General features: G+C 48.1%; 16 protein-coding genes. 13 read left to right on the plus strand and 3 right to left on the minus strand.

Annotation, left to right across the window (positions count from 1 at the left end; all coding sequences use genetic code 11):
* Positions 1 to 289: 289 nt before the first annotated feature.
* Positions 290 to 808, plus strand: coding sequence for a hypothetical protein (locus KKG35_10710; GenBank protein MBU1738598.1), 519 nt, complete (start codon positions 290 to 292; stop codon positions 806 to 808).
* Positions 809 to 1135: 327 nt separating this feature from the next.
* Complete coding sequence (locus tag KKG35_10715) at positions 1136 to 1360, plus strand: cold-shock protein (GenBank protein ID MBU1738599.1); 225 nt, start codon at positions 1136 to 1138, stop codon at positions 1358 to 1360.
* 241 nt (positions 1361 to 1601) lie between these two features.
* On the opposite strand, the gene KKG35_10720 is transcribed toward KKG35_10715, so the two are convergent.
* Together KKG35_10720 and KKG35_10725 are read right to left on the minus strand one after the other, a co-directional pair.
* Complete coding sequence (locus KKG35_10720) at positions 1602 to 2324, minus strand: Bax inhibitor-1/YccA family protein (protein ID MBU1738600.1); 723 nt, start codon at positions 2322 to 2324, stop codon at positions 1602 to 1604.
* Positions 2325 to 2474: 150 nt separating this feature from the next.
* Complete coding sequence (locus tag KKG35_10725; GenBank protein ID MBU1738601.1) at positions 2475 to 3431, minus strand: hypothetical protein; 957 nt, start codon at positions 3429 to 3431, stop codon at positions 2475 to 2477.
* An 842-nt stretch (positions 3432 to 4273) separates the two neighbouring features.
* Here KKG35_10725 and KKG35_10730 point away from each other — a divergent pair.
* Positions 4274 to 4948 carry a hypothetical protein gene (locus tag KKG35_10730; protein ID MBU1738602.1) on the plus strand — a complete coding sequence of 225 codons (675 nt, stop codon included), beginning with the start codon at positions 4274 to 4276 and terminating at the stop codon, positions 4946 to 4948.
* Positions 4949 to 5427: 479 nt separating this feature from the next.
* Here the strand turns inward: KKG35_10730 and KKG35_10735 are convergent, their stop codons facing one another.
* The gene (locus KKG35_10735) at positions 5428 to 5694 is read right to left on the minus strand and encodes a PxxKW family cysteine-rich protein (GenBank protein ID MBU1738603.1); all 267 of its coding nucleotides are present in this window, start codon (positions 5692 to 5694) and stop codon (positions 5428 to 5430) included.
* Between the two features lie 575 nt (positions 5695 to 6269).
* On the opposite strand from KKG35_10735, the gene KKG35_10740 reads away from it, so the two are divergent.
* From KKG35_10740 to KKG35_10785, 10 genes are all read left to right on the plus strand, one after another.
* The gene (locus KKG35_10740; protein ID MBU1738604.1) at positions 6270 to 7478 is read left to right on the plus strand and encodes a type II secretion system F family protein; all 1209 of its coding nucleotides are present in this window, start codon (positions 6270 to 6272) and stop codon (positions 7476 to 7478) included.
* A 94-nt stretch (positions 7479 to 7572) separates the two neighbouring features.
* Positions 7573 to 7854, plus strand: a complete 282-nt coding sequence (locus tag KKG35_10745; protein MBU1738605.1) for an integration host factor subunit alpha — start codon at positions 7573 to 7575, stop codon at positions 7852 to 7854.
* A 261-nt stretch (positions 7855 to 8115) separates the two neighbouring features.
* Complete coding sequence (gene lpxD / locus KKG35_10750) at positions 8116 to 9156, plus strand: UDP-3-O-(3-hydroxymyristoyl)glucosamine N-acyltransferase (GenBank protein ID MBU1738606.1); 1041 nt, start codon at positions 8116 to 8118, stop codon at positions 9154 to 9156.
* A 143-nt stretch (positions 9157 to 9299) separates the two neighbouring features.
* Positions 9300 to 9746 carry a 3-hydroxyacyl-ACP dehydratase FabZ gene (gene fabZ, locus KKG35_10755; GenBank protein ID MBU1738607.1) on the plus strand — a complete coding sequence of 149 codons (447 nt, stop codon included), beginning with the start codon at positions 9300 to 9302 and terminating at the stop codon, positions 9744 to 9746.
* 57 nt (positions 9747 to 9803) lie between these two features.
* Positions 9804 to 10604: an acyl-ACP--UDP-N-acetylglucosamine O-acyltransferase gene (gene lpxA, locus KKG35_10760; protein MBU1738608.1), complete on the plus strand. Its 801-nt coding sequence runs from the start codon at positions 9804 to 9806 to the stop codon at positions 10602 to 10604.
* Positions 10597 to 11427, plus strand: coding sequence for a UDP-2,3-diacylglucosamine diphosphatase LpxI (gene lpxI, locus KKG35_10765; protein ID MBU1738609.1), 831 nt, complete (start codon positions 10597 to 10599; stop codon positions 11425 to 11427). Before lpxA ends, lpxI begins: the two co-directional genes overlap by 8 nt.
* Positions 11428 to 11452: 25 nt before the next feature.
* On the plus strand, positions 11453 to 12367 hold the full coding sequence (locus KKG35_10770; GenBank protein MBU1738610.1) for an NDP-sugar synthase: 915 nt from the start codon (positions 11453 to 11455) through the stop codon (positions 12365 to 12367).
* Complete coding sequence (locus KKG35_10775) at positions 12357 to 13406, plus strand: phosphotransferase (GenBank protein MBU1738611.1); 1050 nt, start codon at positions 12357 to 12359, stop codon at positions 13404 to 13406. Before KKG35_10770 ends, KKG35_10775 begins: the two co-directional genes overlap by 11 nt.
* Before the next feature lie 83 nt (positions 13407 to 13489).
* The gene (gene der, locus KKG35_10780) at positions 13490 to 14890 is read left to right on the plus strand and encodes a ribosome biogenesis GTPase Der (GenBank protein MBU1738612.1); all 1401 of its coding nucleotides are present in this window, start codon (positions 13490 to 13492) and stop codon (positions 14888 to 14890) included.
* On the plus strand, positions 14883 to 16952 hold the full coding sequence (locus KKG35_10785; GenBank protein ID MBU1738613.1) for a PAS domain S-box protein: 2070 nt from the start codon (positions 14883 to 14885) through the stop codon (positions 16950 to 16952). The genes der and KKG35_10785 overlap by 8 nt, the downstream gene beginning before the upstream one ends.
* The last annotated feature ends 296 nt before the right edge of the window (positions 16953 to 17248 follow it).

Below are 17248 nucleotides of genomic sequence, written 5' to 3' on the forward strand. Positions count from 1 at the left end.
CTCTGAAGCTGGTTGGATCAAGCTTTTCACTCCTGAACAATCATACTGTTTTTTTAAGACGGGGCGGGGTAATCCATTTGAAGTGACTTCGGGAATTGAAAGTTGTTTCGAATCTATGGGTTTTCCTTATCAGGCCGGGAATTGGGTATAATGAGAAATAGTATCTTAATGTTGTGGATTTTAACTTGATATTGAATATACTTCTGACAGTATGAAACACAAAGTTGATTGATGGGCAGTATGCTTTGCAGATCATTATATTCCTTATATTCCTTGCGGGGAGGGTGAAATGAAATTTCTCGGAAAATGTGTTGTGTTTTTATTGGCTGTGGTGGGGATGTCCTTTGCAGGTGCCCAGGTTTGGGCAGGCCAGCCCCATGAATCACTTGTCCCCCTGCTCGTGAATCTTGATGGCTGGAAGGCGGATGCCGGAACCGGAATGAGTCTTGCCAGTGACACCATGAAGATGATTACGGCACACCGCAGCTATAATAAAGGAAAAAAACAACAGATTGTTGTAGATGTGCTGGTGAATAGTGGCCCGCCACCGGCTCATAGGCTGAAAGAGTCCGTTATGGAAAATGAAGAGAAGATCGTAAGGACAAGCAAGATAGACGGTTTCTGGGTGAGCACTACCAATAATAATAAAACGAAAGTAGGTGAGGTCTATGTTGTTCTTTCCCAAAACAGTCAGACCCATGCTTTGATAATTTTCAGATTCATTAATCTGGATGAGAAAGAGGCAATGGAAATTGCCAAGAAATTTAACTGGAAAACTCTCGAAAAGGCAACCAGCAAGTTGCTTTGATGAAGAACCATTAAAACAATTTCTTTGGTTTGATAAAGGAGTCTTTTCGGTGAGCATGCACATCTTTATCAATCCGGGTGTGTTCGTTAAGTTATTACACTAGGGGAAATATCCTTACTGTGAATATAAAATTGCACATTGAGTTTAATGATTCGACGATGGCGAAAATATCGGTGGTCTATTCTGGCGATGAAATTTGTTTTGAAGGGCAAAAAAATGGGGGATTTATATTTTTTTCTTGCCTATATTTTTTCTAACTGCTAGATGAATTTATTGTGGTTTGTTGTGATGAGGGGGCATTAATATTCAGAGAGATGAGGGAGAGCGATGTCAGAGCGTCAGAGTGGTACAGTGAAATGGTTCAATACAGCCAAAGGGTGGGGGTTTATTACCAGAGAATCCGGAGATGACGTTTTTGTTCATTACCGCGAAATTCGTGGGGACGGGTTCAAGAATCTGGAAGAAGGACAGAAGGTGGAATTCAGTCTTGTTGAGAGTCAGAAGGGCATGGCTGCGGCAGATGTCTGTCCGGACTTGAATGGATCCGCCTGAAATCCTGGTATTTGATAGTTGATGATCAATCGAAAAGGCCTCCGCAGTTTGCGGCGGCCTTTTCTTGTCTTGAACATGCACAGCGAACGCATTCCCCGCAGCTCAAAGTCTGCGTTATCTGCTGTGGGGTTAGAGAGTGAATCTGATGTTTAACCTTCCATACGGAGATTCCCCGTGGCTCGAAGTCTAGCGTTTATCTGCCCCGCGGAGCTTCAATGAACCATTTGTCAACAGAGACAGGTCAGCGACGATCACCCATGAGCCTCAACAGACTGAGGAAGAGATTGATGAAGTCAAGATAGAGAGCCAGGGCCCCCATAATCGCGCCTTTTCTGATTATGGCTTCCCCGCCATTCATAATCCCTGCGGCGCCGATATTGGATATTTTCTGAACATCATAGGCCGTCAATCCGGTGAACACGATTACCCCGATGGCTGAGATAACCCATTCCATCATTGAACTGCGGAGGAAAATGTTCACCAGCATAGCGATGATCATCCCCATAAGTCCCATCATCATGAATGAACCCATGCTGGTAAGGTCTTTTTTGGTGACTGTGCCGTAAACTGCCATTGCGGCAAACATCCCTCCGGCAATGAAAAAGGTTGCTGCCACCGATGAGGCCGTATAAATCAGGAGGATTGCTGACAGGGTGGCTCCATTCAGGGCTGAATACACCAGAAAGAGTGATGTGGCGGCCCCCGCCGAGATTTTTTCGATCCTGGCTGATAGATAGATAACCATCCCCAGCTCGCCGAAAATCAGTCCATAGAATACAAGTTTATTCCCGAATATCATCTGCTGGGCTGCGGCTGAGTTTGCCACCATAAAGGCAACGAGGGCAGTAAGGCCCAGGCCCAAAGCCATCCAGTTGAATACTTTGGCCAGAAACAGGGTTGATTCGTGAGATGATACAGCGGTCGCTGCTACAGTTTGATGGTGGTTGCTAAAATCGTTCAACATATTGTTCCTCCACAGAAACAGTGTGATTTATTTGTTTGTCGAGTTGTCGTATACAGTGTGCTGCGGCACATAAAACTAATCATTTAATGCTAATGTGCAAGGTGAAAAGTGTCCGCATGATGGAAGCGCATGGGAGTTGGACTTCATTGATTATTCCCTTCCCATGAAAGAGGGGGTGTCAGTTGGATTGTAACTCGCCTGATACTTGTCCTGAAGGCCGTGCAGTATTCGGAGATATTGTTCGCGGTAGACCAGGGTGTCGGAAGTTTCCAGTTCTTTAACAAGTGAATTTAGCGGAGGGATGATGTCTATCCCGTGTCGGTTTACAATTTTTGCATTCGCTCTGTCGAGTATCATAATGCAATAGTATTTGATAAGCAGGCGAATATTCGATTCGCGACGGAATAGATAAGCCTGGCCGCCCAGGGTGTTGATGAAGAACCCGGCATATTCGTAAAGGCCCTGAAGGGGAAGGTCGATTCTGGTCGTTGCGTTCTGGCAGGTGTGTCCCGATCTCGACCATTGATCAAAAAGGGCCAGAAGTGGCTCGAGGGAATCGGACTCACGGGTGAGAATGTCTTTCAGTAGCAGGACATTGTCTTTGCCGAGAACCCTGTAGAAATGGGCGGTGTTGGTCAGAATGGTAAAAAGGCTGTCGGTCTCCCGAACAACTATGGGCGGATTTGATAGCAGTTTGTCTATGAGTTTTTTGAAGTGATCGTGGCTGTTTTCTTTGAGGCCATATGACTTAAAATATTCTTTGTCGTCAAGATCTCTGAAAAAAAGCTGTATTCTGGCATCAAGTTGCTCGCAGGTTTTCTGGTTGAGATTAATCGGTGGGATCAATCTCTCATCTATGACAATCGGCTCCTCTTCGGGGGGACTTTCTGCTTCAACAAGTTTTACCGCGAGTTCTTCATTTTTTCTTCTTAAATTCTCTATCTCGTCCTGAAGTTCTTTTTTTTCTTCAAGTGCAGCTTTGTTGGAGAATGTTTCGGTTATTGACTCCCAGTTCAGAAACAGGGCGCCAATGACAGAAAGGATGAGGGTGGTGATAATCAGGGTTGTTCTTATATTGGCTGGGCCGGCAGGTGTTTTTCTTGACATGGCATGTTATATATTAAGCTCCGATCGTGCCGGAACGGGATAGCAAACCTGCTCCCTGTTATTAATTTTTGCAGGTTTATGGATGGTAAACCTTTTGCAGGAAGAGTGCTTTAGTTCAAATTATTTATGAAACAAAGCCAGCTTATCATGCTATCGACACTTGTTCAAATGAAATGTTGAGTCCAATATGTTACATTCCTGGGTTTTCTATGAGAAAACAGAGGGTTTAAAAGATCTCCGGTTCTATCCACTGGCAAAAAAGTGTTAGTGCCAATAAATAGCTGATGAAATTGATCCAGATGTTATTGCTGTTGACCAGAGAGTTGCAAAAGAAGCGTATCCAGAATTATCAAAAAACGTTTCCTTGCTTCCTGCCGAATTGGTGTGAATGACTCCCAGGAGTATTTTAAGGAGTTGTGTCTCCGATCGGTGAATGTCGTTGTAGATTATATGAATGCCAGAAAGCAGAGAGAGAGAATACGGTGGGAGCGTTGTTTGCAACAGACGAGGATCCAACCGGTTGAAAAGTGATCACACTGTATTCAACTCTTCAATGTATGGTGCTCTATGGTAGTGCTAAGTCAGTTCCCGGTGTTACTCGCTTCAGGTCGTTATAGCTTTGTCTGCGAAAAAGGATTCTGTGGAAATGTCTGCAATGATGGAAGAAAATTGGCGGTGAGGGGTGGAAGGTTGTGCAGTCAGTTCCATGAAACGGATGTGTTTTTTTCGAGTGATAGGCATAAGTCCATGGAGTTTACTGATGTCCGGAGTTGAATTTTATATTATTGACTGATAAACATCGGAAGGTCAAGGCAGGAAGGATCTGTCCGTGAACATTTTGATTGCCGACAGATGCAGTTATGGAAAGGTCTTTATATTTGAAATGGGCTTCAGCACTTGTTCCGCGTGGTGAAATTGTGGAAGAGACTAGCAGGAAAGATGGTGGGCGGAGGAAATGGTACGACAAGTATCTGCCGTTTGTTGCCAGAAGCCCGGAAATGCAGATTGAATGGCTTTCAAGAAATCTTGATCGGATTAGAGAAAAGAGTCTTTCCGGAAAAGATGGGCTGTCTAAAGAAGAGATAACTCCATATATAAAGCTGTTTCTTGAAGCGAACTCTTCAGCAGAAGAGGCTCTTGCAGAGGGAGGAGAGGAGTTTGCACCTTTACAGGAGATGTTTAAAAAGATTCCTGTTGAGCTGTTGCCGCTCCTGATGGAGTGTACGGATATTTATGATGTGCCCAAGCTCATCCGGATGATCTGTAAACCGAGCAGGGAACTGGCGATGGCGGCTTTGAAAAAAGTTCCCCCGCCTTATGAAAAGAGCCCTCTTCTGGTGATTGATCGGGTTTTCCATTCAATCAACGAGTGCGGTGGTGATCTTCTCGAGAGGTCTGCGGAGAGTGTTCTTGCGAGTAGTGATATTCCGGACGGGTTCGCTAAGAATTACAAGAGATTTCAAGAGATAATGATGGATGAAGAAATTTTAAGCATTCTTTATCCGAAGGCCAGATGAAAAACCGACCGCCAGATGGTCCTGCCCCTATGGATGATTACCCTGTTGCCAAACCTGTTGCTGAAGATGATTCAGGTGTCGCTTTCAGAAATTGAATCATACTGACTCAACTTTCCGACATGTCTTATGATGTTGATTTGCTGTTACAAAATGGTTCAAAGTCGTAGTGACATTCCATGATGAGAATCCAGAAGCCAGTAGCCGGAAGCCAGAATGACTGATTTTAAAGCTTTTCTCCTGACTTCTGACTCCTGGCTTCTGGATACTTGTGGAACACAGGCACTAACAAATCACCGAAACCCCTTTATTTCACCCTTCGGGTATAAGTTTTGTGCGAGCAGGCAAGCTGCTCAACTCAGCTTTATCGGGAGATGAGCCAAACTCGGAAAGTTGTGATACTGAATATTGCCTGAACAATAAAAAAGGGGGCCTGGTTTGCAGGTCCCCTGTGTATCATTACTTTTCTAAAGTGGAGCGGATTATTTTTTGGCCATTGCCCTTTTAGAAGCTTTAAGGGGATTGACCTTGATCTTGGATGTAATGATCTCCGGCTTCACATGCGTAGCAAAATTGCAGATCCCCAGTTTCCATTTGGCTTCTGGCGATATATAAGTGTGACAATAGTTCGTCTGTTCAACCGCAACGACTCTTTCGCACCCTTCGCATTTCTCAATGACCGGGTTAAAAAGACCGCTGGTGTATTTCGCATTGGCTTCAGCTGAGATGCTTTCTGATTTTGCCGCCATTTTCCCTACCTCCGACGTATGACCCGGACGAATTTATTCTACCCGGTGTTTTGATTCTTCGTAAATAAAAATTCTGGAAAGCCAGACGCTCTGAACTTTGAGATTTCTAAAGAAGAAACTTCATAAAAGAAAAATATGAATCTGTCAATGAAAAGCTTCGGTCTAAATAATTAATAAACAACGTTTTTTTGGGAATTTTAATCTCGGGCATATTGAGCAGGGAAAGACGGATTGTTTTTCGAATTGTTTCAATAATATTAGTAACTTGCGTAGTCTTGTGTGGTGTTTTGCTATTGGGGACTTCGAATAATTTATGTTTAAAGGGGAAAGGCTGTGAGGAAATTGAGATCCAAAGATTATCTATTAACATGATATTATTGAAAAAAATCCTATTGATTTTAAAGGGTTATTAATATATAAGAAAAACAGTTTGTAATTTGAGATGTGCTTTTGCTGTGTTTTTTTCGAAGAAGTTTGCGCAGCGACATATCTGCATTTGTTCTTACGTATTGTTGTGCGACTATACAGTGGTTACCCCTGACGAACCTAGCGTATATTGGTCTGGAGAATGGTTTATGCCTATTTTTTTCTGGAAAGGTAAGAATTCATACGGTGATAAACGAAGTGGCCAGTACGAAGCAAACGATTTAGCTGCAGTCCATGCATATCTGAAAAAAATCCGGATTACCCCGATCAAGGTAAAGGAAAAACCGAAAGATATCCTTGAAAACATTCCCATTTTTCAGCCTAAGGTTACGGGTAAGGATGTTGTGATTTTTACCCGGCAGCTTTCGACCATGATTGATGCCGGTCTGCCTCTTGTGCAGAGTCTTGATATCCTTGCCAACCAGCAGGAGAACCCCACTTTTAAAAGAGTGTTGAGGGAGATCAAGTCGGATGTTGAGACCGGGACGACCTTTGCCGATGCAATGAAGAAACACCCCAACATTTATGACAATCTTTTCTGTAATATGATCGAAGCCGGTGAGCTTGGCGGTATTCTTGACACCATTCTCGCCCGTCTGGCTGTTTTCATGGAAAAAGCCATGGCCCTGAAGAAGAAGGTGAAGGGCGCAATGACCTATCCTATAATATGCCTCTGCATATCAGTTGTTATTCTTGGTGTTATTCTGATCTTTGTCGTGCCGACTTTTGAGAAAATGTTCGCCGATTTCGGAGCGGCCCTTCCTCTTCCAACGCAGATTGTTGTCGGTATGAGTAAATTTGTGCAACACAACATAATTTATGGAGTCGCTTTAATCGGGCTGCTGATTTTCGGATTCAAGAAACTTTACAAGACCGATTACGGGAACAGGAAGATTGATGCCATGATGCTTAAACTTCCGGTTTTTGGTGATCTGATTTTAAAAGTTGCGGTTGCCAAATTTTCCCGAACTTTGGGGACCATGCTGCAGAGTGGCGTTCCCATACTGGAAGCGCTGAGTGTTGTTGCCAGAACTGCCGGTAATCGGACCATTGAGACGGCTGTTTTCAGGGTGGCCGAGAGTATCAGTGAAGGACGGTCAATCGCCGAACCTCTTGAGGAAACGGGTGTCTTCCCGAGCATGGTTGTTCAGATGATAAGTGTAGGTGAATCTACAGGCGCCCTTGATGCCATGTTGGAAAAAATCGCTGATTTCTATGACGAAGAAGTAGACCAGGCCGTTGAGAATCTTACGGCCATGATCGAACCATTCATGATGGTGTTCCTGGGAGGAATGATCGGCGGTCTGGTTGTCGCCATGTATTTGCCGATTTTCGAGATGGGAAACGTTGTCAAATAACCGGTATTCGTAAAGGATGCCAAGTGTGAATTCTTGACATATATTAGTAATTCTAGTAACTTAGCTGTGGTATTAATTTCTAAGTAGGTGGGACATGACCCTGACAAAAGCTGATCTTGTTCAGAGTGTTTATCAAAAACACAATTTAACCAAGGCTGAGGCAGCTGAGGCGGTTGAGGCGTTTCTTGAGATTGCAAAGGAATGTCTGGTGACCGGAGAAGACCTGCTTATCAGCGGTTTTGGGAAATTCAACGTGAAAAAGAAAAAATCCAGAAGGGGGCGTAATCCCCAGACTGGAGATGATCTGATACTTGATGCAAGGCAGGTGGTTACGTTTAAACCTTCCGGAATTTTGAGAGACAGGATTAACGAATAAACATCTACACTCCGATTTTTATCCCCAAACGGGTAAACTCCTTCTTGTCGGAGTTGCCCGTTTTTTGTTGTCTCCCTGCAAGATTTTTTAAATTTGATGATTTGATAACAGCACCCTTCAACATGATGCATTCCTTGACGCGAAGCTTCAATTTGTTCGCATTATATGCACGGGTAGGGCAGTCTTGAAAGAATTGAGAGATGGCAGATAGGACTTAATTGTCTTGCCCAATAGCACTAATTTTTATAAGTATCTATCTCTATGGGTAAAACAGCCACGCATATATCTGAACTTGCTGCCATGGTTGATGGAGAGTGGGCAGGGAGCACGGATGTAGTTCTGACAGGGTTGGCGGATATCGGTTCAGCTACTGCAGGCCAAATCTCTTTCCTGGTGGATAAGAACAAGGCCGCGGGAGAAATAAATGCGTCGGCCCTGATCGTTCCTAGAGCTTTTGGGCATTGTGAAATCCCTGTTATTTATGTTGACGATCCAGTTTTGGCTGCGGCGATTATTCATCGCCATTTTATTGGCGATGAATTTGTCGCCGCGGGGATTTCCGACCGAGCATTTGTCGGCACAGAGTGTTCCATAGCTGCTGAAGTGACGATTTCGCCAATGGTTGTTATCGGCAACAATGTAAGAATTGGCTCCAGGGTAACAATTGGTCCTGGAACCGTTGTTGGTGATAGTGTCAGTATCGGAGATGGCACATTTTTACATCCCAATGTGACGGTACTTGCCGGTTCGCTGATTGGTGAAAGGGTGATTATCCACAGCGGGACAGTGATCGGGAGCGATGGTTTTGGTTATGCCCATGACCGGCACGGGAACCATGTCAAGCGGCCCCATGTCGGTTTTGTGCAGATTGATGACGATGTGGAAATCGGGGCCAATGTCTGTGTGGATCGCGCCACATTCGGCAAAACCTGGATCCGACGTGGAACCAAGATCGACAATCTTGTCCAGATTGCTCATAATGTCGAGATTGGTGAGAATTCAATCCTTGTTTCCCAGGTAGGAATTTCGGGGAGCAGCCGTCTCGGCTATGGGGTGGTAATGGGAGGAAAGGCTGCTCTGAGCGGTCACCTTGAAATCGGAAACAGGGTCACCATTGCAGCCAAATCCGGTGTCACCAGTGACTTGGAAGATGGCGCCATTGTGTCCGGTTTTCCGGCAATCCCTCACCGAAAATGGCTCAGGGCAAGCACCTCATTTCACAAACTGCCTGATCTGATCAAGGATGTCAGGGAGATAAAAAAGAAACTGGCCGCACTATTTGCGGATGGATCAGAAGACTGATTCCTGAAAGTTTTTCTGATCCCCGGTTTCCTTTCAGGGCGGGTATTTAAAGATTAGATATTGATGATTGGCAGGGAGGAGATAAAGCTTAAGCTGGGCAGCTTGTCTGCGCATATGTAACTTATTATCAGAAGGGTGAATAAATGGAGTCTGGGAAAGAATGTATTGATGTGAAGAAGATCCTCGACCTCTTGCCTCACCGGTACCCGTTTATACTGGTTGACCGGATTCTGGAGTGTGAGCTGGGGAAGAATATTGTCGGCCTGAAAAATGTGACCATTAACGAGCCTTTTTTCCAGGGCCATTTTCCCGGGGAGCCGGTTATGCCCGGCGTCCTCATCCTGGAGAGTATGGCCCAGGTCGGTTGTGTGCTGGCGTATCTGACCGATCAGGAAAATTTGAGTGACAAGATCTTCTATTTTACCGGTCTTGATGGTGCAAGATTCAGAAAAAAGGTGGTTCCCGGTGATCAGCTGATCATCAAGGTTGAGGTTGTCAAACGGAAGGGCCAGTTTATAAAGCTGTATTCAGAGGTTTTTGTCGAAGACAGTCTGGTTGCCCAGAGCGGTCTGATGGCAGCTTTCGGATAATCACAGAAAGAAGTTCTATTCCCCATTTCTCATTTACGAATAATTTCAGGATACATTATGAATATACATCCCACAGCAGTCGTGGATCAGGATGCGGAGCTGGATCCGTCGGTAAAGGTTGGCGCGTATGCCGTTATCGGAGCAGGTGTCAGAATTGGTGCGAATTCCGTGATCAGCCCCCATGCGGTGATTAACGAACTGACTGAAATCGGGACCGGGAACCATGTAGGGTCGTTCGCCAACATTGGTGATGCTCCCCAGGATATCAGTTATCGGAACGAGGCGACGACTCTGAAAATCGGCAACGATAACCAGATCAGGGAATATGTCTCGATTCATCGGGGAACCGTCAAAGGTGGCGGGCAAACAACCATTGGCAATAACAATATGCTTATGGCCTACAGCCATATCGCCCATGACTGCCATGTCGGCAATCATGTGATCATGGCGAATGCGGCCACTCTCGGTGGTCATGTTACGGTTGGTGACCGCGCGAATTTCGGTGGCTTTGTCGGAGTTCATCAATTTACAAACATCGGCTGCTATTCCTATGTAGGAGGGATGTCCGGTGTCACCAAGGATGTTCCTCCCTATACAATTGTGGCCGGCACCAGAAACCAGATGCGGGTGTCCGGAATCAATCGGATCGGTTTGAAGCGCAGTGGCTTTTCTTCCAATGACATCAAAGACCTTCGGGGGGCATTCAACATCATCTTCTCGGATGAAAATCTTCTCCTCCAGGAGGCGCTGGACATGGCAATCAGTGAATACTCCACCAGCGAGCTGGTCAGAAATCTGGTCGGTTTCATCAGGGCATCAAAGCGTGGGGTGGTCAGGTCCTATTCAAGTGATGAATAAAATTGGAATCATAGCCGGAGGTGGCCAGTTTCCGATACTCTTTGCCCGTGCGGCCAGAGAACAGGGACGTCAGGTCATGATTGCGGCCCATAAAGGTGAGTCGAGTCCTGAATTGGAGGATGCGGCTGACAAGGTATGCTGGGTTAAACTCGGGCAGCTGGGGAAGATCATCAAGTTTTTTCGGGGTGAAGGAGTCGATGAGGCAGTTCTTCTTGGCACCATTACCAAAACCAGGATTTTCAAGGACATTCTGCCCGATTTGAAAGGGCTTGCCCTCTGGAACAGGCTCAAGGTCAGACAGGATGACTCGATTCTGAGGGCGGTGGCCGAGGCCCTTGAAGAAGAGGGGATAAAAATCCTGGAATCGACACTGTATCTGCAGAAACTTTTTTTCCCGAAAGGGGTGCTGACGAATCTTTCGCCGTCGCCTGAGCAGACCGAGGATATCATTTTCGGCTGGCAGATGGCCAGAGCTGTGGGAAAGCTCGATATCGGGCAATGTGTTGTGGTCCGGGATAAAACCGTTCTGGCGGTTGAAGCGATAGAGGGGACTGATGCAGCGATTCGGCGAGGCGGATCCCTTGGCAAGGAAAAGAGCGTTGTCGTAAAGGTCAAGAAGCCGGGGCAGGATTTCCGCTTCGACCTGCCGGCAATCGGGGTCAAAACCATCGAGAGCATGCGTGAGGTAGGGGCTTCTGTTCTTGCTGTTGAAGCCGGGCAGGCATTGCTGTTTGATGCAGAAGCGATGATCGAGAGAGCCAATCAGGCAGGAATAATCGTCGTTGGTGTTGAAGAGCAGGAGGACGGCCGACTCGAATTCTGAGTCGGTTTCTGAAAGGGCAAAAATTATGCAGGCAATGATCCTGGCAGCCGGCCTGGGCACCAGGCTCAAACCTTACACCGGGCATCGTCCCAAACCTCTTTTCCCGGTTCTCGGTAAACCCCTCATCGTGTATCTGCTGGAGCAATTACACCGTCAAGATTTCTCCCGGGTGGTCGTGAACGCACATCATTTGCGTGAACAGTTTGTTTCCCTGCTCGGTCATGTCCCGGGAGTTTTTCTGCAGCTTGAAGAAGAGATCCTCGGCACCGGCGGCGGCTTGCGAAAAGCGCAGCCGAAGTTTAACGACGGGCCGGTCCTGATCGTAAACGGGGATATTCTTCATTCCTATGATCTTTCCCGGATCGTCCAGTCCCATAATGAATCAGGGTGTCCGGTGTCTCTGGTTGTCCATGATTATCCACGATTCAACAATGTCGTGGTTTCCGGAGATGGGTTTGTCAGAGGATTTCGCGCCGCGGTGCAGAATCCCCCTGAATCAGGTCAGAGAATACTCGCCTTTACCGGCATCCATGTTATAGATCCCGGAATCTTGAAGAGTATCCCGCAGGATTCTTTTTATGATGTCATTGATCTCTACCGGGAATTGTCGGCATCCGGGAAAAATGAAATTGCCGCCATCGAAATGAAAGATGGTTTCTGGACCGATATCGGGACGCCTTTGGATTATCTGAATCTGCACCGGGATTTGCTTGCCGGAAAAGCCCCATCATTTCTGCAGGAGACAATCGGCCCCTTTTCCGGACCAAAAATGATCATGCCAGATGTTTCAATCGGCCGAGATGTTGTGTTTGAAGATTGGGTCTGTATCGGGACCGGGGCGAGAATCGGAGACGGGGTTCATATCGCCAGATCGGTGATCTGGGATGGAGCGGTCATTGAAAAGGGAACCTTTCTTGAGGATGCGATAGTTGTCGGTTGAACTTCGAGATATCATGGAAAGCCATGAATATTCTGCGGTTGAGGCATTGCTCCGGGAGTCCGGTTTTCCTCCACGGGGTTGTTTCTTTGCGCTGCTCAAGGGTGATGGCTCGGACCGGAGGTTTATCAGGGCAAGTTCTCAGCAGGCATCAATAATGATCATTCTGCCGGCCCTGAACCGGGCGGAAGGAAAAAAGGAAGCCTGTTCCGGTTGGCGCATCGGCAGACATCTGCAGGAGCGAGAGGTGCCGGTTCCCGAGATGATCGCTTATGATCCGGAAACCGGGTCAATCCTCTGTGAAGACCTCGGTGAAATCCTGCTCCACCATCAGATATCCCAACTGGTCGAGATGGGTGAGCTGGTGCGGGTGTACAAGGAAGCCGTTGACCTGCTCGTGAATATGCAGATCAATGGTTATCGGGGGTTCAAGGCGGAACTGGCCTGGGATAATCCGCTCTATGATCGCCAGACCATGCTGCAGCGGGAGTCGGGTTATTTTTTTGACTCCTGCTGCCGGAAGATCATGGGAATCGAAAACATGCCGCAGGAACTGGAGGCGGAGTTCATCCTCCTTTCCGAATTCGCCGGTGGGCAGTCGACGGAATTTTTCCTGCACCGTGATTTCCAATCGAGAAATATCATGATCAAAAACGGCAGGCTGAGGCTCATTGATTTCCAGGGAGGGAGGTTCGGCCCCCTGGGATACGATCTTGCTTCGCTTTTGATTGATCCATATGCAGGGCTCTCTTCGCAGGTCAGGGACGTGCTTCTGGAGTATTATCTTGATCGGGCGGCGGAGCTGATCCCTCTTGACCGGGCCGGATTTGTGGAAGGATATTACTGGCTGGCCATGCAGCGCAACCTGCAGATTCTGGGGGCGTTCGCATTCCTTTCAACCGAAAAAGGAAAGCCCTTTTTCCGGGAATATCTGAGGCCGGCAGCCCGGTCTCTTCTGGAAATGCTCGCGCGTCCTGCCGGCAGCAGGTTTTCTTGCCTTCAGGCGCTGGTCGCCGGCTTTGAAAATCATCTGGGCGTGTAGACTCCCGGAGTTTCAGCAGTAGTCCCGACCTTTCCCCTTTACTTTACGTTGTTTTTTCAGATTATGAATTATAGGATAAAGAAATGAAATCAGATCGTTTGACAATAGTTGCGCTGGTTGGTCGGCCCAATGTCGGCAAATCGTCGTTATTTAACCGTCTCGCCAGGAAGAAAGAGGCGATTGTCGACTCGACCCCCGGTGTCACCAGAGACCGACATTATGGAAAGATAGAGTGGCAGGGGCAGAAGTTTATCCTGGTGGATACCGGAGGCATTGAACCGACGCCGACGAAAGATGGTGAAACCGGAATGGCCTTTCCCAGGGAAATCGGGGTTGAGGCTCAGGCCCGGGTGGTTGATGGGATGCGGCAGCAGACCTGGCTCGCTGTTGAGGAGGCTGATGTGGTTTTCTGCCTTCTCGATGGGCGTGAGGGTTTGGCAAACGAGGATTTTCTGGTGGCGCAATCGTTGCGCAAATCAGGCAAACCGGTGTTCTTTCTGGTCAACAAGGTCGATGGCCCGGAAGCCGAAGATTTGCTGGTCCCGCAGTTCTATGAGCTCGGGATCGACACGCTCTGGCCGGTATCCGCTGCCCACGGTTATGGAATAAGCACCCTGATGGATGCCCTGCTGGAAATTCTTGTGACCCCTTCTGCCGAGCAGAATGATCCGGCTGAGGGTGCGATCTCGGTTGCCTGCATCGGTCGCCCCAATGTCGGGAAATCCTCTCTGATCAACAGGCTCCTCGGGGAAGCAAGGATGCTTGTTTCCGAGGTTCCCGGCACCACGCGGGATTCAGTTGACACCCTGTTTGAAAAAGATGGTGAAAAATATCTGCTGATCGACACCGCCGGGATCAGGAGGCGGGGCAAGGTCAGTGAGAAGCTTGAGAAATTCAGCGTGATGCAGGCTCTTTCCGCCCTGGAGCGCTGTGATCTCGCGCTGTTGCTCATTGATGCCGGCGAGGGAATAACGGAGCAGGATACCAAGGTCATCGGTTATGCATTTGACCGGGGCAGGGCGTGTATTGTGGTGATCAACAAGTGGGACCTGGTCAAAGGTGACAAAAAGAGGCAGGATTGGATAAAAGATGATGTCGACAAGGCGACCCGGTTCATCGGGTATGCCCCTTCTTTAACGCTCTCCGCCCTTTCCGGTAAGGGAGTCGGCAGTATATTCCCGGCAATCAGAGGTGTTTTTGAACAGTTCTCCCTGGAATTCACCACCAATCGGCTCAACAAGGTTTTGCAGCAGGCCGTGGAGGAACATAACCCTCCCATGCACAAAGGCCGCAGGCTGAAGTTCTACTACGTGACCCAGGTTGCCACCCGTCCGCCGACCTTTGTTCTTTTTGTGAACTATCCGAAGGGTGTCCATTTTTCCTACTACCGCTTCCTGGCCAATCGCTTCAGGGATGGTCTCGGTCTTGACAAATCTCCTCTCAGGTTGATCATGCGAGAGAGGGAAAGAAAAAAGTATGGCTGATCTTTTACGGATCATAAGCGCTGTAGAAAGCTCTGAGCCTCCCGCACACGATGGAGAAATAAGTTGCTGCAGCGCAACCGATGATCCGGTCAGTAAAGAAAATCTCGCCCGAAATGAATTATTCAAATTTGCCCGCCAGCGATTGCCGCGGGTTCTTGGGACCGTGGACGCTGATTCGCCATCCCCGGAACTTCATTGCCGTCTCACTTCTTCCGACAAAAGAATTGTCCAAAAATTCTGGCAGGACAGCATCGCGCTGCCGAATATTCTGTCCTGCTGCAACCTGATAAAAGAACATTTCATCAAGATTGTTTTTGATTCCGGTAAAGATCCGGTCACTGTCCGCTCAGCTATTCTCGCTACCGAAGGTTTTTTCGCCGGTCTGGTCGACGGAGTCGTCAGGGAATGGCTCCGGCATCAGAACCAGTGGTATCACCGGGAGCGCCAGGAGAGCAGGCGCTTTATCCTGCGGGAGAAAAAACGATATGCCACGGTCTTCTACCGGATGAGTGAGCCGGCTTTTGTGGTTGATGAGAAGCTTCGCTTTATCGATGTCAATCCAGCCTTCACCTCTTTTTTCGGCTTAAAACCGAGAGCCGTGCTTGGTTCGACCTGCGGTTCAATAATCGGCGGGAAGTTCTGTGATGACTGCCCCCTTGAGGAGATGATCCAAACCGGTGGCTCTTTTTCAAACTTTGAAATCGAGATCACGGTGCCGGTTCAAGGGGGCAAAGATTCGGAAACCAGGACCGTCAGGCTCGGTGGAAGTTCTCTCGGGGTTATTGAAGACGGGGGGCGGGGCGGCATTGTAATTCTTGAGGATATTACCAGCTACAAAAGATTTGAAGCGGCCTTGCGTGAGAGCGAAGAGAAATATCGTTCCTTAATCGAAAATCTCCCCGATGTGACCTGGCGCGCCGACCGGGCAGGACGTCTGATCTTCGCCAGTCCAAATCTGGAGAAAATCTGCCATACCGCGATGCATCGTCTTCTCGGCAGAGACCGGTTTGAGAGGGTGCATGAGGACGATATTGAACAGGTGCGGGAAGCCTATGAGCTGTTATTTGCCTCAGGTGCAAGATATGACATCAAGTACCGGTTCAGAGGGGATGATGACGCCTGGATATGGCTTCATGACCGGGCCGATAAGGTCATCGAGGTTGAAGGAGAGCAGGTTGCAGACGGTCTTTTGTGGGATGTTTCGGAACTCCAGAGTATCGAAGAAGAGCTTGATGACTATCGGTGCTGGCTTGAGGATTTCGTCGATGAAAGAACGGAAGAGCTTCTAGAGGCAAACGAGAGGCTCAAGGTGGAAATATCGGAGCGGAAACAGATCGAGATGGAGCTGGTCCGGATGACCGCGTCCCTGAAAAGGTCCAATGCCGAACTGGAGCAGTTTGCCCACGTCGCCTCTCATGACTTGAAAGAACCTCTGATGCTGGTCACGGCTTTTGCAGAGAAATTACTGCATCGATATTCCCTGGCGCTTGACGAACGGGGCAATGAATATCTGAAACGGATCGTCAAGGCGGCCAGGCAATCCCGGGAACTTGTTGATGCGCTGCTGGAGATGTCCAGAGTAACCACAAGTACAAGGGTCTTTGAGTCACTTGATATGGATGAACTGGTCAGGGATGTGGTCGCTGATCTGGAAGAAATGATCAGGGATGCCGATGCAAGGATCAGTATTGAGATTCATCACCGACTGGACGGGGATCCGGTGCAGATCCGGCAGCTTTTCCAGAATATGATTGTCAATGCGATTAAATATCGCCGGGAAGATGTGCCGTTGTCGGTCTGCATCAAAAGCCGTACAGTTGAGAAGGGAGTCTGTGAAATTACGGTTGACGACAATGGGATCGGTTTTGATCCGGGAGATCAGAACAGGATTTTTGACCCTTTTGTCCGGCTGCATGGCAAGGGAAAATATGAGGGGAGCGGGGTGGGGCTTACCACCTGCAAAAAGATTGTGCATCGCCACGGTGGTGATATTTTTGCGAAAACCAATGACAAAGGCGGCGCCCTCTTTGTTATCCGCCTGCCGATGCCCCGCCAGGATTGACCTGTTTCCACCGGGTCATCCGCCAAAGGATTTATCCTCCCCCGTTTCGGATGCCTTCCGCCCACTCTTCAGGTGTTGAACATGCACAGCGAAAGGCATTTCCCGCAGCTCGAAGTCTGCGCTATCTGCTGCGGGGTTAGTGAGCGAATCTGATGCAGGCAACCCTCCTCCAGAGACTCTCCGTGGCTCGAAGTCCGGCTCTTACCTGCTGCGGGGAGCATCAATTTTGCCGGTTTCGTAAAAGCACGAGACGAGCGGCCAGCGCCTCTCTTTCTTTGATCTGTCGTTGGCCAATC

The sequence above is a fragment of the Pseudomonadota bacterium genome, from assembly GCA_018823285.1.
GTDB lineage: Bacteria > Desulfobacterota > Desulfobulbia > Desulfobulbales > JAGXFP01 > JAHJIQ01.